We start from the raw sequence: 24,795 nt of genomic DNA on the forward strand, positions 1-24,795 counted from the left end.
GCCCGGCTGTCAGTGGTGGGTCGTACGGTGGATTCCATGCGGCCCGTTTCCAAGATCGAACGTACGGTGGCGCCTTTCGAGGTCGTCAGCCCCTACCAGCCCAGCGGCGACCAGCCGACGGCCATCGCCGACCTGGAGCGGCGTATCCGCGCTGGCGAGAAGGACGTGGTCCTGCTCGGCGCGACGGGCACCGGCAAGTCGGCGACCACCGCCTGGATGATCGAGAAGCTTCAGCGCCCCACCCTGGTGATGGCGCCGAACAAGACTCTGGCCGCCCAGCTGGCGAACGAATTCCGCGAGCTCCTGCCGAACAACGCGGTGGAGTACTTCGTCTCGTACTACGACTACTACCAGCCCGAGGCGTACGTCCCGCAGTCGGACACCTACATCGAGAAGGACTCCTCGATCAACGAGGAGGTCGAGCGCCTGCGCCACTCGGCGACGAACTCACTGCTCACCCGCCGTGACGTGGTCGTCGTCGCCTCCGTGTCCTGCATCTACGGCCTCGGCACGCCGCAGGAGTACGTGGACCGCATGGTCCAGCTCAAGGTCGGCGACGAGATCGACCGGGACCAGCTGCTGCGCCGCTTCGTCGACATCCAGTACACGCGCAACGACATGGCCTTCCAGCGCGGCACCTTCCGGGTGCGCGGCGACACCATCGAGATCTTCCCGGTCTACGAGGAGCTCGCCGTCCGCATCGAGATGTTCGGCGACGAGATCGAGGCCCTGTCCACCCTCCACCCCCTGACCGGCGAGATCCTCACCGAGGACCAGTCGCTGTACGTCTTCCCCGCCAGTCACTACGTGGCCGGCCCCGAGCGCATGGAGAAGGCGGTCAACGGGATCGAGGCCGAGCTGGAGCAGCGCCTCGCGGAGCTCGACAGGCAGGGAAAGCTGCTGGAGTCGCAGCGGCTGCGCATGCGCACGACGTACGACATCGAGATGATGCGCCAGATCGGCTCCTGCTCGGGCATCGAGAACTACTCGATGCACTTCGACGACCGCGAGCCCGGATCCCCGCCGAACACCCTCCTCGACTACTTCCCCGAGGACTTCCTGCTCGTCATCGACGAGTCGCATGTGACGGTCCCGCAGATCGGGGCGATGTACGAGGGCGATGCCTCCCGCAAGCGCACGCTGGTGGACCACGGCTTCCGGCTGCCGTCCGCGCTCGACAACCGCCCGCTGAAGTGGGAGGAGTTCAAGGAGCGGATCGGCCAGACCGTCTACCTGTCCGCCACTCCCGGCACCTACGAGCTCTCGCGCGGCGACGGCTTCGTGGAGCAGATCATCCGCCCGACCGGTCTCGTCGACCCGGAGGTCGTCGTCAAGCCCACCGAGGGCCAGATCGACGACCTGGTGCACGAGATCCGGCTGCGCACGGAGAAGGACGAGAGGGTCCTCGTCACCACGCTCACCAAGAAGATGGCCGAGGACCTCACCGACTACTTCCTCGAGCTGGGCATCCAGGTCCGTTACCTCCACAGCGACGTCGACACCCTGCGCCGCGTCGAGCTGTTGCGCGAACTGCGCGCGGGCGAGTACGACGTCCTCGTCGGCATCAACCTCCTGCGCGAAGGCCTCGACCTCCCCGAAGTGTCGCTGGTGGCGATCCTGGACGCCGACAAGGAGGGATTCCTGCGCTCCGGGACCTCCCTGATCCAGACCATCGGCCGCGCGGCGCGCAATGTCTCCGGCCAGGTCCATATGTACGCGGACAAGATCACGGCCGCGATGGAGAAGGCCATCGAGGAGACCAACCGCCGCCGCGAGAAGCAGATCGCGTACAACACGGAGAGGGGCATCGATCCGCAGCCGCTCCGCAAAAAGATCAACGACATCGTCGCGACCATCGCGCGCGAGGAGGTCGACACCGAGCAGCTGCTCGGCACCGGCTACCGCCAGGCGAAGGCCGAGAAGGCGGGCAGGGCCGCCAAGGCCCCGGTCCCGGCTCTCGGCACGTCGGGCGGCAGGAAGGGCGAGGTGCTCAGCGACCGTCCCGCGGAAGAACTGGCCGGAATCATCGAGGAGATGACCGAGCGGATGCGGGCCGCCGCGGCAGAGCTGCAGTTCGAGGTGGCTGCACGACTGCGCGATGAGGTGAGCGAGTTGAAGAAGGAGCTCCGCCAGATGAAGGAGGCGGGTCTCGCGTGAAGCAGCCGGGGACGCTGTGTTGCAAGACCGACACAAAATCGGGCGGACGGTCCTGCTCCGCCGTCATGACTGCGTAGGGTGCAGGTCAACCGCACATTTGGGCGGTGGCAATTCTCAAGAAGGGGACAGCGCGTGACGGTCAACATGACCAAGGGCCAGGCCATCAGCCTGCAGAAGAGCGACGGGGGCACCCTCACTGCTGTGCGGATGGGGCTCGGCTGGCAGGCGGCGCCGCGCCGCGGTCTGTTCGGCTCGCGCACCCGCGAGATCGACCTCGACGCGTCGGCGGTGCTGTTCGCCGACAAGCAGCCGGTGGACGTGGTCTTCTTCCGCCACCTCGTCAGCGACGACGGCTCCGTCAAGCACACCGGTGACAACCTGGTCGGCGGCGCCGGTTCGGGCGGGGACGACGAGGCGATCCTCGTCGACCTGCAGCGGGTGCCGGTTCACATCGACCAGATCGTCTTCACGGTGAACTCCTTCACCGGCCAGACGTTCCAGGAAGTGCAGAACGCGTTCTGCCGCATCGTCGACGAGACCAACGGCCAGGAGCTCGCCCGTTACACGCTCGACGGCGGCGGCCAGTACACGGCGCAGATCATGGCCAAGGTGCACCGTGCCGGTGCCGGCTGGCAGATGACCGCCCTGGGCAACCCGGCCAACGGCCGTACGTTCCAGGACCTGATGCCGGCGATCCTGCCGCACCTGTAGGCGTTCACCGCAGGCACGGACCGTATCGACGGACCCGCAGCTCCCGGAGGCATCGCCGCCGGGAGCTGCACCGCTTGCACCGCACGACACCGCCGGCCACCCGCAACACCGGCAACCGTGCACCGGCCGCCCGCACACCGGCAACCGTGCACGACGCACACACCACGAGCACCGCACAGCACTGAGGGGACAGAGCGATGACGGCCGAGCTGGTCCGGGGGCAGAACCACCCGCTGCCGCACACCCGCCTGGACGTACGGGTGTCGGCCGGTCATCCGGTCGTGGCCTGCGCGAGCTACGTCGACGACCGCGGCGTCGCACGCGAGGAGTGGATCGCCCATCCCGGCGCCCGTACGCGGCCCGGGATCGAAGTGCCGGAACAGGCCGAGCGGACGCCCCGGTTCACGCTCCACCTCGACGCCGTGCCCGAGGCCGCCCAGCAGATCAATGTGCTCCTCGCGCTCGCCGGGGCGGGTGGCCCCGACCGGTTCGGCGCCACCGCGGCGCCCTTCGTCGCCGTCGTCGGCGAGGACGGCGACGACATCGCCAGCTTCACCGTCACCGGACTGGACACCGAGACCGCGCTCGTGGCGGTCGAGGTCTACCGGCGCCAGGGCGCCTGGAAGATCCGCGCGGTGGGCCAGGGGTACGAGGGCGGGCTCGCGGACCTCCTGGCCGACCAGGGCCTCGCCCGGGCCCGGCAGATCGCCGCGGACATACACGCGACCGCCGCTCCCCGGACCCCACGCACCGAACCCGCGCGGCTGGGCACGGGTGCCGAGGCGGGTCCGGCCGCTCCCGCCGCGCCCAGCCCCGACCAGCCCGCCAATCCGGACACGACGAGGTCCGGCGGCCGTTCGCGCCCGGACGGTCTCTCCGTGCCCGCGGCCCAGGCCGCGGCGGCCTCGGCGGGGCCGCAGCAGACCCCCGGCCCCGACGCGCCGCAAGTGCCCGGCGGCCCCGTCAACTACTCCCACCCCCGGCGGCAGTCGGCGCCTCCGACGCCGCCCCCGGCCACACCACCCGGTGAGCCCGGCCGCCCCTCCGCGCCCGTCGCGGGCGACGCCACCGGCTGGTCCATGGAGGAGCGCCTCTACAACCAGATCTGGGGCATGTTCGAGGACCTGGCCCGGACCGTCGCCGCCTACCGCAGCGCCGTGGAGTTCGCCGAGGCCCGTATGGACAAGGAGCTCGACGGGGTCCTGTCCGACCCGCGCAGTCGTATCGGCAGCGGCGGCGACGCCGCCAGGGCCGCCGCGCGTGCCAAGTACGAGGAGCTGACCGACCAGGCCCGGCAGGTCCTCGACCGCGACCTGGCCCAGCTCACCGCCGAGGCGGAGGTCGTGGAGCCCGCGCTTCCGCCGGCCTTCGCGCGCTGGGACAACCCGGCCTGGCACGCCTACCGCGTCCCCATGGAGATCCCCATGGCGCTGCGCATCGGGGACATCCACCTGCCCGAGAGTCCCGAACTGCGCCTTCCGCTGCTCGTACGGCTCCCGCTGGAGCGGGGGCTGTGGGTGGACAGCGGACGGTCCGGCTCGGACGCCGCCATGGCGCTGGACGAAGGGCTGCTGCGCCGACAGGCCGCCGACACGGCGGTCGCGCTCGCCGCCCGGCTCATCGCGGTGTATCCGCCCGGCGAGTTCACGGTGCATGTGATCGACCCCGCGGGGGCGGCGTCCGGATCGCTGGCCCCGTTGGTCGGCTCGGGCGTGCTCGCCCGGCCCCCGGCAGCCGGTGCCCAGGGCGTGAGTTCCGTGCTCGCCGAACTGACGCAGCGGGTCGACCTGGTGACGATGGCGCTGCGCGGCGGCGCGGCCGACTCGCTCCCGCCGGACCTCGACCGTGGCGAGCAACTGCTGATCGTCAACGACTTCCCGCACGGCTTCGACGACCGCGCGGTCACCCAGCTGCGGTATCTGGCCGATGAGGGCCCGGCGGTCGGCGTCCATCTGCTGATGGTCGCCGACCGCGAGGACGCCTCCGCCTACGGTCCGGTGCTCGATCCCCTGTGGCGCTCGCTCCTGCGGATCACGCCCGTGCCCGACGACCATCTCGCCGACCCCTGGGTGCGGCATGCATGGACGTACGAGCCGCTGACCGTGCCGCCCGGCAGCGCCGTTCTGCGTCAGGTACTGGACCAGGTGGCCGACGCCCGCCGCTCATGGGGCCGCTGACCTGGCGACATGGTCCGGCTTTTCTTTCCCTTTACCTTCCCTTGGTCTTTCCTGTACTCTTCTTCGAGCGGAGGGGAGTACTCCCGACTCGCGGCGTGCCCGTCAGTACGGACCCACAGAGAAGGTCCCGGGGCGCCGGCCCGTGGTGCGGCACGACGCCGCGCGGGTGGAGGAGACCTCCGGCAGCGACGACGCTGATCAGTAGCCGTACGAAGCCGGAGGCACAGTGGACGTTTCCCTGACCCTGTGGGTGCTGACCATTCTCGGTCTCAGCGCCCTGATCGCGATCGACTTCTTCATCGGGCGCAAGCCCCATGACGTGTCGATCAAGGAAGCCGGTATCTGGACCGTCGTCTGGATCGTGCTGGCCGCGCTCTTCGGCCTCGGCCTGCTCGTCGTCGGTGAGAGCCAGGCGTCCGGCGAGTTCTTCGCGGGCTTCATCACCGAGAAGTCATTGAGCGTCGACAACCTCTTCGTCTTCGTCCTGATCATGGCGAAGTTCTCGGTGCCCTCCCACCTCCAGCAGCGGGTGCTGCTGATCGGTGTGCTGATCGCGCTCGTGCTCCGGGCGATCTTCATCGCCGCCGGCGCCGCGATCATCGCCAGCTTCTCGTGGGTGTTCTACATCTTCGGCGCCTTCCTCATCTACACCGCCTGGAAGCTCATCCAGGAGGCGCGCTCGGACGAGGAGGACGAGGAGTTCGAGGAGAACAGGCTCCTCAAGTCCGTCGAGAAGAAGTTCGGTGTCGCCGACAAGTACCACGGCACCAAGCTCTTCATACAGAACAACGGCAAGCGCGTCCTGACCCCGCTGATGGTGGTCATGCTCGCCATCGGCACCACCGATGTGCTCTTCGCGCTGGACTCCATCCCCGCGATCTTCGGCCTCACCCAGGACCCGTACATCGTCTTCACGGCCAACGCCTTCGCGCTGATGGGTCTGCGCCAGCTGTACTTCCTCATCGGCGGGCTGCTGAAGAAGCTGGTCCACCTCAGCTACGGCCTGTCGGTGATCCTCGGCTTCATCGGCGTCAAGCTGGTGCTCCACGCACTGCACGAGAGCGGGGTGCATGTCCCCGAGATCTCCATCCCGTTCTCGCTGACCGTCATCTGCGGCGTGCTGGTCGTCACGACGATCACCAGCCTCATCGCCTCGAAGAGGCAGGCCGAGCGGGAAGCCGCCGAGTCCGGCGAGAAGACCGGCGTCGAGGTCTGACGCCCAGTGCCGACCCGATGGCCGGCCCGGAGCACGCTCCGGGCCGGCCTCGCGCCGTCCAGGCCGGGGTCGGCCACGTGGCCGGGGCGTCGGTTCGGGCCGGGAGTCCGGCGGCGGGGCGAAGCAGCCGGAGGGTCAGTGGCGGCATCGTCGTCAGGTGGGCCGCCACTCCCCACGGCGTTTCCGAGCCGGCGGAGGTAGCCGTCTCCACCGGCGGTGTCAGGACCTCCGAGCACCCCGCGGGGTTGGAGCCGACCGCCGCGCCCGTGGGGCGAACCGTAGAGAAGAGTCGAAGGACCCCGCGGCGGTCTCCTGGAGTGAGGCAGCCGCGAGCCGTCCCATGGAGGGCGCAGGCCGGACGGCGGCAACGGAGGGTGACGGATGCGCTGGCCGCGCCGACCACCCGGCACTCGGCCGGGTTGCGCGGCCCCGCCGCCGACGCGCGTGGTTCGCGCCACGCGCCTCGCCGTCCCCGGCTGTGCTACCAGCCGCGTTCGCGCCACTCCGGCAGCTTCGGCCGCTCGTCGCCCAGTGTCGTGTCCTTGCCGTGGCCGGGGTAGACCCAGGTCTCGTCGGGCAGCTGACCGAAGAGCTTCTCCTCGACACCGCTCAGCAGGTCCGTGAACGCCTTCGGGTCGTCATGGGTGTTGCCCACACCGCCCGGGAAGAGGCAGTCCCCGGTGAACACATGGGGATGCCCGTGCGGGTCGTCGTAGACAAGGACGATCGAACCCGGGGTGTGGCCCGCCAGGTGACGGGCGGTCAGTTCAACGCGGCCGACCCGGATCGTGTCCCCGTCCTCCACCGGCACATCGGTGGGGACGGGGATGCCCTCGGCGTCGTGACGACCGGCGTAGGTGCGGGCGCCCGTCGCCGCGACGACGTCGGCGAGCGCCTGCCAGTGGTCGCCGTGGCGGTGCGTGGTGACGACCGACGCGATCGAGTCGTCCCCGATCAGGCGCAGCAGGGTGTCCGGCTCGGCGGCGGCGTCGATCAGCAACTGCTCGCCCGTGGCCCGGCAGCGCAGCAGATAGGCGTTGTTGTCCATCGGGCCGACCGCGACCTTGGAGATCATCAGGTCGGTCAGTTCGTGCACATCCGCAGGGCCGCCGACCTTCACCACTCCGCTGTATGTCATGTGTCTCAGCCTATAGCGGGGGCAACGCGGGAAGCGGGCCTCCCACCGTCTCCAGAGCTGCGCCGTCCCGTCGTCCCGCGAGCCAGCCCAGCACGTCCGCCGGGGTGCCGGAGACCGTCACTCCGGGCCCCTCGGCGCCGCCCGTGCGCCACTCGCCGCCGGTGGTGAGAATGCGGGTCGGCGGGACGCCCGCGGCACCGGTGAACCGCTGGGCGAGGAACTCGGTCTCGCGCTCGGTGAAGTCCTTCGGCAGGTCCTCCAGTTCGTAGCCGATGCCGAGGTCGACATGGTGCAGCTCCACCTCGACGAGGCGGCGGAAGGGCAGCCGCGCCGCCCGGTCGGTGACGCCGTTGCGCAGCTCGACCGTGCGCTCCCAGTCGGCCGGTGCGGAGCCGGCGTCCTGGAAGCGCGCGGCGCTCGTGCGCAGGTCGTCGAGCTGTCCGGCGAGGGGGCGGGGTGCGTCGCGCTCGATGTCGGCGTCGCGCGCCTCGCCGCTGACGTACATGGGGCGGCCCTCGAGAACATTCACGAGCGCGTCGGCGTTACGACAGAGGTGGGCCAGCACATGGCCGCGGGTCCACCCCGGCAGCCGTGACGGTTGCGCCACGGCAGCGCTGTCCAGCGCGGCGACCCCCGTGAGGAGCCGCTCGGTCGCTTCGCGCACGGAGCGCAGGTCGCTGTGAGGATCGATCATGAGGCCGACCCTAGCCCTCGGCACTCGATCGGGTGAAGGAATCGGCAGGTGTCCGTAAATCGAATGCGCGTGCTATACGCTCGGTGGAGGCATCCTTGAAAGTCAGGCATTCATCCTTCTGGCGGCCCCCCTAGGCTTGGAACAGTCTGGGACGGGGGCCGTGCCCCCGCTTCTCTCAAGAAAGGTGCGGACCGGCGTGGCCGACCGTCTCATCGTCCGTGGCGCGCGCGAGCACAATCTGAAGAACGTCTCGCTCGACCTCCCGCGTGACTCCCTCATCGTCTTCACCGGGCTCTCGGGGTCGGGGAAGTCGTCCCTCGCGTTCGACACGATCTTCGCCGAGGGGCAGCGCCGCTACGTCGAGTCCCTCTCCTCGTACGCCCGGCAGTTCCTCGGCCAGATGGACAAGCCGGACGTGGACTTCATCGAGGGCCTTTCGCCGGCCGTCTCGATCGACCAGAAGTCGACCTCGCGCAATCCGCGCTCCACGGTGGGCACCATCACGGAGGTCTACGACTACCTCCGTCTGCTGTTCGCCCGCATCGGCAAGCCGCACTGCCCCGAGTGCGGCCGCCCCATCTCGCGCCAGTCGCCGCAGGCCATCGTCGACAAGGTGCTGGAGCTGCCCGAGGGCAGCCGCTTCCAGGTGCTCTCGCCGCTGGTGCGCGAGCGCAAGGGAGAGTTCGTCGACCTCTTCTCCGACCTCCAGACCAAGGGCTACAGCCGCGCCAGGGTCGACGGGAAGACGATCCAGCTCGCCGAGCCGCCCACGCTCAAGAAGCAGGAGAAGCACACCATCGAGGTGGTCGTCGACCGCCTCACCGTCAAGGACAGCGCCAAGCGCCGGCTGACCGACTCCGTCGAGACCGCGCTCGGCCTCTCCGGCGGCATGGTCGTGCTCGACTTCGTCGACCTGCCCGAGGACGACCCCGAGCGCGAGCGGATGTACTCGGAGCATCTGTACTGCCCTTACGACGACCTGTCCTTCGAGGAGCTCGAGCCCCGCTCCTTCTCGTTCAACTCGCCGTTCGGCGCCTGCCCCGACTGCACCGGCATCGGTACGCGCATGGAGGTCGATCCCGAGCTGATCGTTCCCGACGAGGAGAAGTCCCTCGACGACGGCGCGATCCACCCCTGGTCGCACGGCCACACCAAGGAGTACTTCGGGCGCCTGATCGGCGGGCTCGCCCAGGCGCTCGGCTTCTCGACCGACATGCCCTGGGCCGGGCTGCCGCAGCGCGCCAAGAAGGCCCTGCTGTTCGGTCACAAGACCCAGGTCGAGGTCCGCTACCGCAACAGGTACGGGCGCGAGCGGGCGTACACCACACCCGCCTTCGAAGGCGCCGTCCAGTTCGTGAAGCGAAGGCACTCCGAGGCCGAGAGCGACTCCAGCAGGGAGCGCTTCGAGGGCTATATGCGCGAGGTCCCGTGCCCGACCTGTGAGGGCACCCGCCTCAAGCCGATCGTCCTCGCGGTCACCGTGATGGAGAAGTCCATCGCCGAGGTCTCCGCCATGTCGATCAGCGACTGCGCCGAGTTCCTCGGCCGCCTCAAGCTCAGTGCCCGCGACAAGAAGATCGCCGAGCGAGTCCTCAAGGAGGTCAACGAGCGGCTCCGCTTCCTCGTCGACGTCGGCCTGGACTACCTCTCCCTCAACCGGGCCGCCGGCACCCTCTCCGGCGGTGAGGCACAGCGCATCCGGCTCGCCACCCAGATCGGCTCCGGACTGGTCGGCGTGCTGTACGTGCTGGACGAGCCGTCCATCGGCCTTCACCAGCGCGACAACCACCGCCTGATCGAGACGCTGGTACGCCTGCGGGACATGGGCAACACCCTGATCGTCGTCGAGCACGACGAGGACACGATCAAGGTCGCGGACTGGGTCGTGGACATCGGCCCCGGCGCGGGTGAGCACGGCGGCAAGGTCGTCCACTCCGGCCCCCTCAAGGAACTGCTGGGCAACAAGGAGTCCATGACCGGGCAGTACCTGTCCGGCAAGCGGTCCATCCCCACGCCCGACCTGCGCCGCCCGATGGACCCGACGCGCCGGCTCACGGTGCACGGCGCCCGGGAGAACAACCTGCGGGACATCGACGTCTCCTTCCCGCTCGGTGTGCTCACCGCGGTCACCGGCGTCTCCGGCTCCGGAAAGTCGACCCTGGTCAACGACATCCTCTACACCCACCTCGCTCGCGAGTTGAACGGCGCGAAGTCGGTGCCGGGCCGGCACACCCGTGTCGACGGCGACGACCTCGTCGACAAGGTCGTGCACGTCGACCAGTCGCCCATCGGCCGCACCCCGAGGTCGAATCCGGCGACGTACACCGGCGTCTTCGACCACGTCCGCAGGCTCTTCGCGGAGACGATGGAGGCGAAGGTCCGCGGCTACCTGCCGGGCCGCTTCTCCTTCAATGTCAAGGGCGGCCGCTGCGAGAACTGCTCCGGCGACGGCACCATCAAGATCGAGATGAACTTCCTCCCGGACGTGTACGTCCCGTGCGAGGTCTGCCACGGCGCGCGGTACAACCGCGAGACCCTGGAGGTCCACTACAAGGGCAAGTCCATCGCCGAGGTGCTGGACATGCCGATCGAGGAGGCACTGGACTTCTTCGAGGCCGTCCCCACGATCTCGCGCCACCTGCGCACGCTCAACGAGGTCGGCCTGGGGTACGTCCGGCTCGGCCAGTCCGCGCCGACGCTCTCCGGCGGTGAGGCCCAGCGCGTGAAGCTGGCCTCCGAGCTCCAGAAGCGTTCCACCGGCCGGACGGTCTACGTGCTGGACGAGCCGACGACCGGTCTGCACTTCGAGGACATCAGCAAGCTGATCAGCGTGCTGTCGAACCTGGTCGACAAGGGCAACACGGTGATCGTCATCGAGCACAACCTCGATGTCGTCAAGACGGCCGACTGGGTCGTCGACATGGGCCCGGAGGGCGGCAGCGGCGGCGGACTGGTCGTCGCCGAGGGCACCCCGGAGCAGGTCGCGGGCATCCCGGCGAGCCACACCGGCAAATTCCTGCGGGACATCCTGGACGCGGAGCGGATCAGCGACGCGGTGTCCGTACCGGCGGCGCGGAAGCCGGTACGGAAGGCGGCGGCGAAGAAGACGGCGGCGGCGCGGGCGCGCCGCGCCTGACGGGGCCGGGGGAAGGGGTACGGAGTCCGGTTTTGGGACTCCGTACCCCCGCCTCTCCGCCGCCGGACTCTGCGCCCGGTCCTCAGGCGCGGCGTACGGCGGCTCCGCTCCTGTACGGGAACACGTCACGGCCGCCGCCCGCGCGGTGAAGCCCAGCACCTCGGTCCAGGCAGCCGCGTCCAGCGACGACAGCGCGGCAGGGGACAGCGCGTCCCGGGCTGCGAGGACGTGCAGCAGCGTCGCGTTCACCGTGTCGCCCGCCCCGATCGCGTCCGTGACCGTCACCGGCGCGGCGGGGGCCGAGACGTCGACACGGGACCGGGTCCGCACCGTCAGCCCCGAGCCGCCTCGCGTCAGGACCACCGCCGGGGGCCCTCGGCACGCCGCCCAGCCAGTCGGCGTCGTCCTCCGAGAGCTTCAGCAGCGTGACTAACGGCAGCCAGCCCGCGAACCGCGCCCGATAGGCGTCCGCATCGGGGATCAGACCGGCCCGGATGTTCGGATCGAGCAGGGTGAAGACCGCGCGGCCGGCCTCCCGCCGCAGCAGCGCCTCGTACGCCCTCGCGCCCGGCTCCAGCACCAGCGAACAGGTGCCGAGCGCCACCGCCCGCACCTCCTCGGGAAGTGCGCCGGGAAGGGTGAAGAGGCGGTCCGCGCTGCCCTCCGCGTAGAAGCCGTACCGGCCGAGCCGTCCGAGCCGATCACGGCCACAGCCAGCGTCGTCGGCTCGGGGCCGCGCTGCACCAGTGAGACGTCAACGCCGGCCGCGCGCAGCCCACCCAGCAGGGCCTCGCCGAAGGCGTCGGTCGACACCCGTGAGCAGAACGCCGCCCGGGAGCCCAGCCGGCCGAGAGTCACCGCCGTGTTGTAGGGGCCGCCGCCGAGGCGCGGCAGCAGCGAGGCAGGGGGTGCCGGCCCCTTGCAGGACCAGGTCGATCAGGGACTCACCGGCGACGACGATCACGGCCCAGAACGCAGCCCATGGCGCAGTGCGCCGACCAGGGAGCCCGCCCAGGGCACCGCAGGGTTGCGCCGGTATCGTCGTTTGCGTCACCGACACGCGCCCTCGGACGCACCCGACGCCTTTGAACTGTGGAGTTCCCATGCCCGGCCAGCCGCCCGCCCGCCGTACCGTCCTGAAGGGCGCCGCCCTCGCCGGGGCCGCGGGGCTGGGCGTCGCCGCCTGCTCCACCGAGTCCAAGGTCGGCCATGCGGAGAACCCCACGCCCACCGCGCCCGTCGACCTCGGGGCCGCCGACGCCGTGCCCGTCGGCGGTGCGAAGCTCTACCGCGAGCAGCGGCTGGTCGTGCACTGCCCGGCGAAGGGGCAGTACAAGGCGTTCAGCGCTCAGTGCACCCACGCCGGCTGCGTACTCGACAAGCTGGAGGGTACGGAGGGCAACTGCCCCTGCCACGGCAGCCGCTTCGATGTGACGACCGGCAAGGCGCTCGTGGGCCCGGCCACCGTGCCGCTTCCGGAGGTCCCGATCACGGCGGAGGGCGGCAGGCTCGTCGCGGGCCCGGACGCCTAGAGCGCCTGAGTCGGCAAGCCCGGGCAGCCTCGTGAGCCCGGGCCGTCAGTCCCAGTCCCAGTCGATCCCGAGGATCCCCGGCCGTACGCCCTGCTCCACCAGATGCACCATGCGATGGCGCCCGCTGAGCGGCAGATCCGTACGGGCGCCGCGCGGCGCGCCCGTCGTAGCCCGGGCGAACCGGTGGCAGCGCACCGGCAGCGCGCTCTCGTCGAACCGCACCTGGAGCACGTACTGCCCGCCCGCGAGGCCGAAGCCGCGCACGTACTCGCTGCTCCGGCCGCCGGTACCGTCCACGAAGCCGTAGCCGAAGACGTATGTCTCGCCGACGCGCAGCCGTGTGTCGAAGAGGAGCTCGGCGACCACCACGCGGGAGTCGGTGTCCCATCGCACCCGGCCCGTACGGCAGTTCTCCAGCGCGTTCACCCGCACGCGAGCCGGATCACAGCCCGGATCGCCGTGGTGCACGGCCAGGTAACGGTCGATGCCGTCCCGCTGGGCGCGTACGACGTGGTGCGAGTCGCGCCCCGCGAGGCGCCGGTCGGCGCCGATGCGCACCCGCTCCTGGTGCCCGACCGTGTGCAGTCCGCCGTCGGCAGGCGGCGTGAGACCGGCGAAGAGCCGTTCCACCGTGCCGGAGGCCTCCACCAGCGAGCGGTAGGAGCGCGCGCCGGGACGGTCGGCGTCCGCGTGGGCGCTGTCCGTCCCGGGGCCGAGCAGCCGGACCAGTGACTGCGCGGGCAGCTCCAGCACCTCCTCCAGGGCGCGCACGGCCCGCAGCGACTCGGGACGCTGGGGGCGGCGCGCGCCCTGCTGCCAGTAACTGAGGCTGGTCACCCCGACCTTGATCCCCCGGTGGGCGAGGTGGTGCTGGACGCGCTGGAGCGGCAGACCGCGCACCGCGAGGGCGGCGCGCAGGGCCAGGTGGAACGGGCCGCTGTTCAGCACCTGTGCCAGGTCTGCCTGGGTGTGGCCCATGGACTCCTCCGGGGGCTCATGGCGTGCGTTGGATGATCACGTGGCGGGGGACGCCGCTGGGGGTGGGCGGCGGCATTCCGGGCGGGGAGGGACGGAGGTCTTCACATCCGGGCCGTACCGATCACAGCGCCGCGTCACTCCGCATTGAAGCGTGTTGATCTTCCCGCGACAAGGAGGGATGCAGGGCCGGTGGCCGGGATCCGGCCTCCACGGCCGGCTTCCCGGGCTCCTGCACCGCCTTTGCGACCGGCCTCCGTCCCTCCACCAGCAGCCTGTACCGGCCTCCGGCCTTCCGCCCCCGCAGCCTGTACCGGCAGCCCGCACCAGCAGCCCGTGCTCCGCCCCGCGCCCAGCCCGGCCACCCCGGGCCGGGCTGATCATGTCCCTGCCCGGTGATGACCACGCTGTCACCGCCCGCAAGTAGGGTGGTTGGCATGGCAGACCCCTCCAGCTACCGCCCCAAGCCGGGACAGATCCCCGACTCGCCGGGGGTCTACAGGTTCCGCGACGAGCACCGCCGCGTGATCTACGTCGGCAAGGCCAAAAGTCTGCGCCAGCGCCTTGCCAACTACTTCCAGGACCTGGCGGGCCTCCACCCGCGCACCCGCTCCATGGTCACCACCGCCGCCTCCGTGGAGTGGACGGTGGTCTCCACCGAGGTGGAGGCGCTTCAGCTGGAGTATTCCTGGATCAAGGAGTACGACCCCCGGTTCAACGTCAAGTACCGCGACGACAAGAGCTACCCGTATCTCGCGGTCACGCTGAACGAGGAGTTCCCCCGCGTCCAGGTGATGCGCGGCGCCAAGCGCAAGGGCGTGCGCTACTTCGGGCCGTACGCACACGCGTGGGCGATCCGCGAGACCGTCGACCTGATGCTGCGCGTCTTCCCCGTCCGCACCTGCTCGGCGGGCGTGTTCAAGAACCACGTGCAGAAGGGCCGGCCCTGCCTGCTGGGCTACATCGGCAAGTGCTCCGCCCCCTGCGTCGGCCGGGTCACCCCCGAGGAGCACCGCGAACTGGCCGAGGAGTTCTGCGACTTCATGGCCGGCCGCACCGGCACCTACATCCGCCGCCTGGAGAAGCAGATGATGGCGGCCGCCGAGGAGATGGAGTACGAGAAGGCGGCCCGGCTGCGCGACGACATAGAGGCGCTCAAGCGCGCCCTGGAGAAGAACGCGGTGGTGCTTGCCGACGCCACCGACGCCGACCTGATCGCTCTCGCCGAGGACGAGCTGGAAGCCGCCGTGCAGATCTTCCACGTCCGCGGCGGCCGGGTGCGCGGCCAGCGCGGCTGGGTCACCGACAAGGTGGAGAACGTGGACACCGCCGGCCTGGTCGAGCACGCGCTCCAGCAGCTGTACGGCGAGGAGAGCGGCGACGCCGTCCCCAAGGAGGTCCTCGTCCCCGCGCTGCCCGAGGACGACGGCGCGGTCACCCAGTGGCTGAGCGGCCGCCGTGGTTCCGCCGTCTCCCTGAGGATCCCGCAGCGCGGCGACAAGAAGGCGCTGATGGAGACCGTCGAGCGCAACGCCCTGCAGGCCCTCGCGCTCCACAAGACCAAGCGCGCCAGCGATCTGACCACCCGCTCGCGGGCCCTGGAGGAGATCGCCGAGGCACTCGGCCTCGACTCGGCGCCGCTGCGCATCGAGTGCTTCGACATCTCCCACCTCCAGGGCGAGGACGTGGTGGCGTCGATGGTGGTCTTCGAGGACGGCCTGGCGCGCAAGAGCGAGTACCGCCGCTTCCAGATCAAGGGCTTCGAGGGCCAGGACGACGTCCGGTCCATGCACGAGGTGATCGCCCGCCGCTTCAAGCGGTACCTCGCCGAGAAGGACAGGACGGGGGAGTGGATCGGCGGCGACGACCCCGAGACCCAGGCCCCCGAGGACGACGGCCGCCCCAAGAAGTTCGCCTATCCGCCGCAGCTCGTCGTCGTCGACGGCGGTCAGCCCCAGGTCGCCGCCGCCCAGCGCGCCCTGGACGAGCTGGGCATCGACGACGTCGCCGTCTGCGGCCTCGCCAAGCGCCTGGAAGAGGTCTGGCTGCCGCACGACGACGACCCGGTCGTGCTGCCCCGCTCCAGCGAGGGCCTGTACCTCCTGCAGCGGGTCCGTGACACGGCTCACGACTTCGCCATCCGCTATCAGCGCTCCAAGCGGACGAAGCGCATCAGGACCAGCCCGCTGGACGCCGTCCCCGGCCTCGGGGAAACGCGGAAACAGGCTCTGATCAAGCATTTCGGCTCGGTGAAGCGGCTGCGGCAGGCGACAATCGAGCAGATCTGCGAGGTCCCGGGCATGGGCCGCAAGACGGCCGAGTCGGTCGTCGTGGCCCTTGCGCAGGCGGCCCCGGCCGCACCCGCCGTGAACACGGCGACAGGAGAGATCATTGAAGAGAACGACGGGGGCAGGACGACATGACTGAGCACGACGGAGACGGAGCAGCAGACGTGAGTACGGGCAATACGGCCGAGCCCGCCGACGCCGCCGGTGACGTGGCCATCCCGGAGCTGGTGATCATCTCCGGCATGTCCGGGGCCGGCCGCAGCACGGCGGCGAAGTGCCTGGAGGACCTCGGCTGGTTCGTCGTGGACAACCTGCCGCCCGCGCTGATCCCCACCATGGTGGAGCTCGGCGCCCGCTCGCAGGGCAATGTCGCGCGCATCGCCGTCGTCGTGGACGTGCGTGGCCGGCGTTTCTTCGACAATCTCCGCGAATCCCTCGCCGACCTCGACGCCAAGCAGGTCACGCGCCGGATCGTGTTCCTGGAGTCCTCCGACGACGCCCTGGTGCGCCGTTTCGAGTCGGTCCGCCGCCCGCACCCGCTCCAGGGTGACGGCCGGATCGTCGACGGCATCGCGGCCGAGCGCGATCTGCTGCGCGAGCTGCGCGGCGACGCGGACCTGGTGATCGACACCTCCAGCCTCAATGTGCACGAGCTGCGCGCCAAGATGGACGCCCAGTTCGCCGGCGACGAGGAGCCGGAGCTTCGGGCGACCGTGATGTCGTTCGGGTTCAAGTACGGACTGCCCGTCGACGCCGACCTCGTCGTCGACATGCGCTTCCTGCCGAACCCGCACTGGGTCCCCGAGCTGCGCCCCTTCACCGGCCTCAACGATGAGGTGTCGAACTACGTCTTCAACCAGCCCGGTGCCAAGGAGTTCCTGGACCGCTACACGGAGCTGCTCCAGCTGATCGCCTCCGGTTACCGCCGCGAGGGCAAGCGGTACGTGACCATCGCCGTGGGCTGCACGGGCGGCAAGCACCGCTCGGTCGCCACCTCCGAGAAGCTGGCGGCACGGCTGTCCTCCGCCGGCGTAGAGACCGTGGTCGTGCACCGGGACATGGGGCGCGAGTGACCGGACGGAACCTCCGTCTGCGTCGGCTGCGCAGGTCCACGCGCACGCCCTCGACACGGAAGCGCGGCGCACAGCCCAAGGTCGTCGCCCTCGGCGGCGGCATGGGTCTGTCCGCGTCGCTCGCGGCCCTGCGCCGCATCACCGGCGACCTGACCGCGGTCGTCACGGTCGCCGACGACGGCGGCTCCAGCGGCCGCCTCCGCGAGGAGCTCGGGGTGCTGCCGCCGGGCGACCTGCGCAAGGCGCTCGCGGCCCTGTGCGGGGACGACGACTGGGGTCAGACGTGGGCCCGCGTCATCCAGCACCGATTCCAGTCGCAGGGCGAGCTGCACGAGCACGCGGTGGGCAATCTGCTGATCGTGGCGCTGTGGGAACAGTTCGGCGACCATGTGCAGGCCCTGGACCTGGTGGGCAGGCTGCTCGGCGCGCACGGCCGCGTGCTGCCCATGTCGGCCGTGCCGCTGGAGCTCCAGGCGCTTGTTCGCGGGCATGATCCGGCGCGCCCGGACGAGCTGTCCACGGTGCGCGGTCAGGCGACCGTCGCGCTCACCCCGGGCGAGGTGCAGTCGGTGCACCTCGTGCCGAACGACCCGCCGGCCGTCCCGGAGGCCGTCGAGGCCGTCCTGGACGCCGACTGGGTGGTTCTCGGGCCCGGTTCCTGGTTCTCCTCGGTCATACCGCACCTGCTGGTGCCCGAGCTGCTGGATGCCCTGGTAGAGACCAAGGCGCGCCGGGTCCTCTCCCTCAATCTCGCGCCGCAGCCGGGCGAAACAGAAGGCTTCTCCCCGCAGCGTCATTTGGAGGTTTTGGGACGACACGCGCCTAAACTCGCCCTGGACGTGGTGCTGGCCGACGAGGCCGCCGTGCCCGACCGCGAGTCTCTCGACGACGCCGCGCAGCGGCTCGGCGCCGCGGTCGAGCTGGCGCCCGTGGCCTCGCCCGACGGCGCTCTGAAGCACGACCCGGAGCTGTTGGCCGCCGCGTACGACCGTATTTTTCGGATGCATGGAAGGATCGGCCCATGGCGATGACGGCAGCGGTGAAGGACGAGATTTCCCGGCTTCCCGTCACCCGGACCTGCTGCAGAAAGGCGGAGGTCTCGTCGATCCTGCGGTTCGCGGGCGGTCTGCATCTGGTCAGCGGCCGCATCGTGATCGAGGCGGAGCTCGACACCGGGATCGCGGCGCGCCGCCTCAAGCGCGACATCCTGGAGATCTTCGGCCACAGCTCCGAGCTGATGGTGATGGCCCCCGGCGGGCTGCGCCGCGGCTCCCGCTTCGTCGTGCGGGTCGTGGCGGGCGGTGACCAGCTGGCGCGGCAGACCGGCCTCGTCGACGGCCGCGGCCGCCCGATCCGCGGCCTGCCGCCTCAGGTCGTCTCCGGCGCCACCTGCGATGCCGAGGCCGCCTGGCGGGGCGCGTTCCTGGCACACGGCTCGCTGACCGAGCCCGGCCGGTCCTCGTCGCTGGAGGTCACCTGCCCGGGCCCTGAGGCCGCCCTGGCCCTGGTCGGCGCCGCACGCCGGCTCTCGATCGCCGCGAAGGCGCGGGAGGTCCGCGGCGTGGACCGCGTGGTGGTCCGGGACGGTGACGCGATCGGCGCGCTGCTGACCCGCCTCGGGGCGCACGAGTCGGTGCTGGCCTGGGAGGAGCGGCGGATGCGCCGCGAGGTGCGGGCGACCGCCAACCGCCTGGCGAACTTCGACGACGCCAACCTGCGCCGCTCCGCCCGCGCCGCCGTCGCTGCCGGGGCTCGCGTGCAGCGCGCCCTGGAGATCCTCGGCGAGGAGGTGCCCGAGCACCTCGCCGCCGCCGGCCGGCTGCGCATGGAGCACAAGCAGGCGTCCCTGGAGGAGCTGGGGGCGCTCGCCGACCCGCCGCTGACGAAGGACGCGGTCGCCGGCCGTATCCGGCGGCTGCTGGCGATGGCCGACAAGCGGGCGCAGGACCTGGGCATTCCGGGTACGGAGTCCAATCTGACCGAGGAGATGGCCGAGGGACTCGTCGGCTGAGCCCTCCCCGGCATGCAGCTCAAGAGCTTTGCTGCCGACGCCCGTTGGGGCGTCGGCAGCGGCGTTTCCCGGAGGGCCGCCGGTCCATCCGATGCCCTATTGACATGATCATGGAGAGTCATGAGCCTTGCGCGTGTCCATTCACCGGGCAGACCACAGCAAAAAGGGGGGCGTATGAGACGCAGGGCGAGATCGATCCTCGCAGCGGCTTCACTGCTCGTCGCGGGACTGGCGGCGCCGATCGCGCAGGCCGAACCAGGTGGAGGCGACAGTGACGAACTGTCCGTATGGCATGCGGAAGTCACCAGGGCCCAGGTGCCGCTGATCCTGGCAGCTGGCGCCGACGGCCACGAGCTCACCGAGCAGGTGCCGGAAAGGGGCACCGCCACGGTCGAGCTGTACCTCACCGAGCGGCAGGCGGACGAACTGCGCGGCCAGGGCGTCGGCGTCACGGAGCACACCGTCCCGCCCGCGGCCGAGCGCCGCGTCGCCGCCGCGGGCGACGGCGTCTACCGCCCGTACAGCGGCGAGGGCGGCCTCATGAGCGAGATCCTGGCGACCGCCGCGGCCCACCCCGCCCTCACCAAGCCCGTCAGCATCGGCAAGACCGTCAAGGGCCAGGACATCCTCGCCCTGAAGATCTCCAAGGGCGCGGACAGCGTCCGGGACGGCAGCAAGCCGGCCACCCTCTACCTGTCCAACCAGCACGCCCGGGAGTGGATCACGCCGGAGATGACCCGGCGCCTGATGCACCACTACCTCACGAACTACGGCAAGGACCCGCGGATCACGAAGATCGTGGACTCCACCGAGCTGTGGTTCGTGCTCTCCGCCAACCCGGACGGCTACGACTACACCTTCACCGGGACCGCCGAGCGCCAGTGGCGCAAGAACATGCGCGACAACAACGGCGACGGGAAGATCGCGCCCGGCGACGGCGTCGACCTCAACCGCAACTTCGCCTACAAGTGGGGCTACGACAACGAGGGTTCCTCCCCTGACCCGTTCGACGAGACCTACCGGGGCACCGGCCCGGCCTCCGAACCCGAGACCCGCGCACTGGACTCCTTCCAAAAGCGCATCGGCTTCGAGTACGGCATCAACTACCACTCGGCGGCCGAGCTGATCCTCTACGGGGTGGGCTGGCAGGTCGCCACCCCCACGCCCGACGACGTCCTGTACAAGTCGCTGGCCGGCACGCCCGAGAATCCGGCCGTCCCGGGCTACCGCCCCCAGGTCTCCTCCGAGCTGTACACGACCAACGGCGAGAGCGACGGCCACGCGGCCAACGTCAACGGGATGATGATGTACACCCCCGAGATGTCGACCTGCGCCACCGCGTCCCGCATCGACCCCGACGACCCCTGGAACGCGGCCGACTGCGCCTCCGTCTTCACCTTCCCCGACGACGAGAAGCTGATCCAGCAGGAGTTCGCGAAGAACATTCCCTTCGCGCTCTCCGTCGCCGAGACCGCGGCCCACCCCGACCGGCCGTCCTCCTCGATCGGCCTCGGCGCCGCGGACTTCACCCCCGACACCTTCACGACCTCCTACGCCCGCGGCGGCGACCAGGAAGTGTCCGTGGTCGCCCGCAAGTCGCTGCGGGACAAGGAGCTCAAGTACCGCGTCAACGGCGGCACTACGCACGACCAGGCGCTGCGCCCCTGGAAGGGCGGGGAGACCTTCGGAGGCCACGACAACATCCGCTTCGACGAGTACCGCGCCCCGGTGCAGGACGGCGACGTCGGCGACAGCGTCGAGGTCTGGTTCACCGGCCGTACGGCAAGTGGAAAGAGCACCTCCAGCGAGCACTTCACCTACCGGATCGCCGAACGGCCCCGGGCATCCACGCTGGTGCTGGCGGAGGAGGGCGGCAGCGGACCCGCCCAGCACACCGCCGCTTACACCGGGGCACTCGCCGACAACAAGCGGCGCAGCGCCGTCTGGGACGTCGCGACCCAGGGCGCCCCGCACCCGCTCGCGGTGCTCGGTCACTTCGACACCGTCGTCTGGTACACCGGCGCGAAAGCGCCGTCCTGGGCCACCACACAGGCGGTTCGCGCCTATCTCAACGAGGGCGGGAAGCTCGTCACCACCGGTGAGCGCGCAGGCGGCGACGCCGACCTCGGCCGTGCCCTGAGCGACGACTTCGCCCAGTACTACCTCGGCGCGTCGGGCCGCGCCTCGCTCGCCGGAGCCGGCAGCTTCCTCGGCACCGGGCGCCTCGCCGGCGCCTCGGGGCCCCTCGCCGCGGCGCCCGGCAACGCGCTGGACGCGGCCGGTGCGTACACCATCACGTCCGACACCCTGCCGTCCGACGAGTTCCCGCAGTTCCGCAGCGCGCCGGCGGGCGACTACCCCGGGGTGCGGATGCCCTTCTCACCGTACGAGGGCGACTGGTACGCGGCGGCGGGCCACCGCAACGCCTCCTGGATGCGGCTCGCGCGTACCATCGACCTGAGCGGTACGAGCGCGGCCGACGCGCCCGCGCTGAATCTGCAGCTGAGCTTCAACACCGAGCCCGGCTACGACAACGCGGTCCTGGAGGTCCACACCGTCGGCCAGGACGACTGGACGACCCTGCCCGACGCCAACGGTGCCACCTCCACCCGCGTCCCCACCCAGTGCGACGGCGGCTTCTACGTCGCCATGCATCCCTTCCTGAAGCATTACCTCACCGTCGGTCCCGACGGGTGCACGGCCCGTGGCACGACCGGCGTCTGGAACTCCTTCACCGGGGCGTCCGACGGCTGGCGCGCCGCCTCCTTCGACCTCAGTGCCTACGCCGGCAAGCGGATCGAGGTGTCCGTCTCCTCCATCACCGACCCCGGCGACGGCGGCCGCGGCATCTTCGTCGACGACACCCGTCTGGTGACGGCCGGGGAGCCGCAGGGTGCCGAGGGCTTCGAGACCTCGCTCGGCCCCTGGACCGTCACGGGGCCGCCGCAGGGCAGCCCCGCGCTGCGCGGGAACTGGGCACGCAGCCAGGACCTGTACCCCTCCGCGTCGGCGGTCACCACGCGTGACAGCGTGCTGATCGGTTTCGGTCTCGAGCACGTGCCCGCCACCGCCGACCGGGCGCGGATCATCGGCAGGGCACTCGCCGCTCTGCGGCGCTGACCGGCCAGAAAGGGCCAAGGCCGGGCCGATGAGCAGCCCGGTATCCGGACAGAACGAGGCGGTCCGTATTCCTACTGGCGGGTACGGGCCACCTTGTCGCAGACGTGCCCCTCTCGATGTCACCACGAGCACCTCGGAGGGGTAGGGTCGTAGGCGGTCGGGGACATCCCATACAGCTCGCCGGCGTCGAAACCGGCGTACCAACGAGGAGATCGGTTCGTGACGATCCGCGTAGGCATCAACGGCTTTGGCCGCATCGGTCGTAACTACTTCCGCGCGCTGCTGGAGCAGGGTGCAGACATCGAGATCGTGGCTGTCAACGACCTGGGTGACACTGCGACCACGGCCCACCTGCTGAAGTACGACACCATCCTCGGCCGTCTCAAGGCCGACGTGACCCACACCGCCGACACCATCACCGTCGACGGTCACACCATCAAGGTGCTCTCCGAGCGCAACCCCGCCGACATTCCGTGGGGTGAGCTGGGCGTCGACATCGTCATCGAGTCGACCGGCATCTTCACCAAGAAGGCCGACGCCGAAAAGCACATCGCCGGTGGCGCCAAGAAGGTCCTGATCTCGGCTCCGGCCACCGACGAGGACATCACCATCGTGATGGGCGTCAACCAGGACAAGTACGACGCGGCCAACCACCACGTCGTCTCCAACGCCTCCTGCACCACCAACTGCGTGGCGCCGATGGCCAAGGTCCTGGACGAGAGCTTCGGCATCGTCAAGGGCATGATGACGACGGTCCACGCGTACACGAACGACCAGCGCATCCTGGACTTCCCGCACAAGGACCTGCGCCGCGCCCGTGCCGCCGCGGAGAACATCATCCCGACCTCGACCGGTGCCGCCAAGGCCACCGCTCTGGTCCTTCCGCAGCTCAAGGGCAAGCTGGACGGCATCGCCATGCGCGTCCCGGTTCCCACCGGCTCCGTCACCGACCTCGTCCTGGAGCTGGACCGAGAGGTCACCAAGGACGAGATCAACACCGCCTTCCAGAAGGCCGCCGAGGGCCAGCTGCAGGGCATCCTGGAGTACACCGAGGACCCGATCGTCTCCTCGGACATCGTGAACTGGCCGGCCTCCTGCACCTTCGACTCCTCCCTGACCATGGTCCAGGGCAAGCAGGTCAAGGTCGTCGGCTGGTACGACAACGAGTGGGGCTACTCCAACCGCCTCGTCGACCTGACGGTCTTCGTCGGCAACCAGCTCTGATCCGTACCTTCTGATCCGAACTGCAACGAGAGCACCACGATGTGAGCGACAGGGCTCGGGCAGCGCAATGTGGCGCCGTTCGAGCCCTGTCGCGCGTGCAGTCCCCCGAGGAGCCGTAAAACACCATGAAGACCATCGACCAGCTGCTGGCCGACGGGGTCGCGGGCAAGCGGGTATTCGTCCGCGCCGACCTCAATGTGCCGCTCGACGGCACCACCATCACCGACGACGGCCGCATCCGCGCCGTCCAGCCGACGATCGCGAAACTGGCCGAGGCCGGCGCGCGTGTAGTCGTCGCCTCCCACCTGGGCCGCCCCAAGGGCAGCCCGGACCCCGCCTTCTCCCTCGCGCCCGCCGCCGAGCGGCTCGGACAGCTGCTGGGCGCCGATGTCGCCTTCGCGACCGACACGGTCGGCGAGTCCGCGCAGGCCGTCGTCGCGGGTCTGGCCGACGGCCAGGTCGCCGTTCTGGAGAACCTCCGCTTCAACGCCGGTGAGACCGCCAAGGACGACGCCGAGCGCGGTGCCTTCGCGGACCGGCTCGCGGCCCTCGCGGACGTCTACGTCGGCGACGGCTTCGGCGCGGTGCACCGCAAGCACGCCTCCGTCTTCGACCTCCCGGCCCGGCTGCCGCACGCCGCCGGCTACCTCATCGCCACCGAGGTCGGCGTGCTGAAGAAGCTCACCGAGGACGTCAAGCGGCCGTACGTCGTCGTCCTCGGCGGTGCCAAGGTCTCCGACAAGCTCGCCGTCATCGACCAGCTGCTGGCCAAGGCGGACCGCCTCCTGATCGGCGGCGGCATGGCGTACACCTTCCTCAAGGCCAAGGGCTACGAGGTCGGCATCTCCCTCCTCCAGGAGGACCAGATCCCGATCGTGACCGAGTACATGGAGCGCGCCGAGAAGAACGGCGTCGAGCTGGTGCTTCCGGTCGACATCCTGGCCTCGGGCGAGTTCCCCGACCTGAAGACCAAGGCCCCCGCCGACGTCATCACGGTCGACGCCGACAAGATCCCCTCCGACAAGGAGGGCCTGGACATCGGCCCCAGGACCCGCGAGCTGTACGCCTCCAAGATCGCCGACGCCGAGACCGTCTTCTGGAACGGCCCCGTCGGCGTCTTCGAGCACCCCGACTACGCCGGCGGTACCCGCTCGATCGCCCAGGCGCTCGTCGACAGCTCCGCCTTCACCGTCGTCGGCGGCGGCGACTCGGCCGCCGCCGTCCGCACGCTCGGCTTCGACGAGAACGCATTCGGCCATATTTCGACCGGCGGCGGCGCGAGCCTCGAGTACCTCGAGGGCAAGACGCTTCCCGGCCTCGCCGCACTGGAGGACTGACCCCTT

General features: G+C 70.3%; 16 protein-coding genes and 1 pseudogene. 13 read left to right on the top strand and 4 right to left on the bottom strand.

Annotated elements, in window-relative coordinates; genetic code table 11:
• Nucleotides 1–36 precede the first annotated feature (36 nt).
• The 4 genes from uvrB (at nucleotide 37) to J7E88_RS15545 (ending at nucleotide 6,261) form a co-directional block, all read left to right on the top strand.
• Nucleotides 37–2,157: an excinuclease ABC subunit UvrB gene (gene uvrB / locus J7E88_RS15530; RefSeq protein WP_215181234.1), complete on the top strand. Its 2,121-nt coding sequence runs from the start codon at nucleotides 37–39 to the stop codon at nucleotides 2,155–2,157.
• Between the two features lie 132 nt (nucleotides 2,158–2,289).
• A complete protein-coding gene (locus J7E88_RS15535) occupies nucleotides 2,290–2,868 on the top strand; it encodes a TerD family protein (protein ID WP_147990386.1) in 579 nt (192 codons plus the stop codon).
• A gap of 197 nt (nucleotides 2,869–3,065) precedes the next feature.
• Nucleotides 3,066–5,045 (top strand): TerD family protein, encoded by a 1,980-nt coding sequence (locus J7E88_RS15540; protein ID WP_215181236.1) that lies wholly within the window; start codon nucleotides 3,066–3,068, stop codon nucleotides 5,043–5,045.
• Nucleotides 5,046–5,271: 226 nt separating this feature from the next.
• Entirely contained in the window at nucleotides 5,272–6,261 is a 990-nt protein-coding gene (locus tag J7E88_RS15545; RefSeq protein WP_215181238.1) for a TerC/Alx family metal homeostasis membrane protein, read from the top strand.
• Between the two features lie 481 nt (nucleotides 6,262–6,742).
• On the opposite strand, the gene J7E88_RS15550 is transcribed toward J7E88_RS15545, so the two are convergent.
• Together J7E88_RS15550 and J7E88_RS15555 are read right to left on the bottom strand one after the other, a co-directional pair.
• A complete protein-coding gene (locus tag J7E88_RS15550) occupies nucleotides 6,743–7,399 on the bottom strand; it encodes an MBL fold metallo-hydrolase (RefSeq protein ID WP_215181240.1) in 657 nt (218 codons plus the stop codon).
• 10 nt (nucleotides 7,400–7,409) lie between these two features.
• Nucleotides 7,410–8,093: a maleylpyruvate isomerase family mycothiol-dependent enzyme gene (locus J7E88_RS15555; protein WP_215181242.1), complete on the bottom strand. Its 684-nt coding sequence runs from the start codon at nucleotides 8,091–8,093 to the stop codon at nucleotides 7,410–7,412.
• A 196-nt stretch (nucleotides 8,094–8,289) separates the two neighbouring features.
• Between J7E88_RS15555 and uvrA the strand changes: the two genes are divergently transcribed.
• Nucleotides 8,290–11,229: an excinuclease ABC subunit UvrA gene (uvrA, locus tag J7E88_RS15560; protein ID WP_215181243.1), complete on the top strand. Its 2,940-nt coding sequence runs from the start codon at nucleotides 8,290–8,292 to the stop codon at nucleotides 11,227–11,229.
• 90 nt (nucleotides 11,230–11,319) lie between these two features.
• Here the strand turns inward: uvrA and J7E88_RS15565 are convergent.
• Nucleotides 11,320–12,193: pseudogene (locus J7E88_RS15565) on the bottom strand (carbohydrate kinase); the annotation flags it as partial.
• Between the two features lie 139 nt (nucleotides 12,194–12,332).
• Between J7E88_RS15565 and J7E88_RS15570 the strand changes: the two are divergent.
• The gene (locus J7E88_RS15570; RefSeq protein WP_215181244.1) at nucleotides 12,333–12,761 is read left to right on the top strand and encodes a Rieske (2Fe-2S) protein; all 429 of its coding nucleotides are present in this window, start codon (nucleotides 12,333–12,335) and stop codon (nucleotides 12,759–12,761) included.
• 45 nt (nucleotides 12,762–12,806) lie between these two features.
• On the opposite strand, the gene J7E88_RS15575 is transcribed toward J7E88_RS15570, so the two are convergent.
• Nucleotides 12,807–13,739, bottom strand: a complete 933-nt coding sequence (locus tag J7E88_RS15575; protein ID WP_215181245.1) for a hypothetical protein — start codon at nucleotides 13,737–13,739, stop codon at nucleotides 12,807–12,809.
• A gap of 434 nt (nucleotides 13,740–14,173) precedes the next feature.
• Between J7E88_RS15575 and uvrC the strand changes: the two genes are divergently transcribed.
• From uvrC to pgk, 7 genes are all read left to right on the top strand, one after another.
• The gene (uvrC, locus tag J7E88_RS15580) at nucleotides 14,174–16,159 is read left to right on the top strand and encodes an excinuclease ABC subunit UvrC (RefSeq protein ID WP_215181247.1); all 1,986 of its coding nucleotides are present in this window, start codon (nucleotides 14,174–14,176) and stop codon (nucleotides 16,157–16,159) included.
• Entirely contained in the window at nucleotides 16,156–17,097 is a 942-nt protein-coding gene (gene rapZ, locus J7E88_RS15585) for an RNase adapter RapZ (RefSeq protein WP_215181249.1), read from the top strand. The genes uvrC and rapZ overlap by 4 nt, the downstream gene beginning before the upstream one ends.
• Nucleotides 17,094–18,128, top strand: coding sequence for a uridine diphosphate-N-acetylglucosamine-binding protein YvcK (gene yvcK, locus J7E88_RS15590; protein ID WP_215181251.1), 1,035 nt, complete (start codon nucleotides 17,094–17,096; stop codon nucleotides 18,126–18,128). The genes rapZ and yvcK overlap by 4 nt, the downstream gene beginning before the upstream one ends.
• Nucleotides 18,119–19,108 carry a DNA-binding protein WhiA gene (gene whiA, locus J7E88_RS15595; RefSeq protein WP_215181253.1) on the top strand — a complete coding sequence of 330 codons (990 nt, stop codon included), beginning with the start codon at nucleotides 18,119–18,121 and terminating at the stop codon, nucleotides 19,106–19,108. The genes yvcK and whiA overlap by 10 nt, the downstream gene beginning before the upstream one ends.
• 174 nt (nucleotides 19,109–19,282) lie before the next feature.
• Nucleotides 19,283–22,228 (top strand): M14 family metallopeptidase, encoded by a 2,946-nt coding sequence (locus tag J7E88_RS15600; protein WP_215181256.1) that lies wholly within the window; start codon nucleotides 19,283–19,285, stop codon nucleotides 22,226–22,228.
• Between the two features lie 219 nt (nucleotides 22,229–22,447).
• Nucleotides 22,448–23,452: a type I glyceraldehyde-3-phosphate dehydrogenase gene (gap, locus tag J7E88_RS15605; protein ID WP_215181258.1), complete on the top strand. Its 1,005-nt coding sequence runs from the start codon at nucleotides 22,448–22,450 to the stop codon at nucleotides 23,450–23,452.
• 125 nt (nucleotides 23,453–23,577) lie between these two features.
• Nucleotides 23,578–24,789, top strand: coding sequence for a phosphoglycerate kinase (gene pgk, locus J7E88_RS15610; RefSeq protein WP_215181260.1), 1,212 nt, complete (start codon nucleotides 23,578–23,580; stop codon nucleotides 24,787–24,789).
• The last annotated feature ends 6 nt before the right edge of the window (nucleotides 24,790–24,795 follow it).

It is taken from the genome of Streptomyces sp. ISL-10 (assembly GCF_018614575.1).
In the GTDB taxonomy this organism is placed as follows: domain Bacteria; phylum Actinomycetota; class Actinomycetes; order Streptomycetales; family Streptomycetaceae; genus Streptomyces.